The organism is Variovorax sp. 10L426, assembly GCF_056395305.1.
The window spans coordinates 1-358 of the sequence record NZ_JBFTJF010000153.1; the positions used below are offsets into that span (position 1 = coordinate 1).

Consider the following 358-nt stretch of genomic DNA (forward strand, 5'->3'; position numbering starts at 1 on the left):
GGCCCTCCACCACGCCGCTGTGCACGGCGAGCAGGTGGCCGGCGGCGCAGGTGTCGCGCATCTGGGCGCGCCCGGCCGCGCCGCCGCCCCGGCGCGGATGCGCGGTCTGGACGAAGAAGATGGCCTTGATGCCGGGCGCAATCGGGTTGTCGGCCAACTGGCGCAGGATCAGCGGCGTGCTGCCATCCGGGCCGGCGTCCGGGCCATCGTCGAATGTCAGCAGGAAGCGCAGCGGCGGCAGCTTGGCGGTGGGCTTGGCGAACGCCACCGGCGTGACGGCGGCAGGCGGCTCCGGGGTCTCGGACGCCGGGAAGGTGCCGTCGGCCAGCACGGACACGGGCGCGGCCAACATCAGGAC

At 74.9% G+C, this 358-nt stretch carries 1 pseudogene; it reads right to left on the reverse strand.

Going from position 1 to position 358, the window contains the following annotated elements:
• Window positions 1-358, reverse strand: a pseudogene (locus tag AC1DHL_RS30225) (polysaccharide deacetylase family protein); the annotation flags it as partial.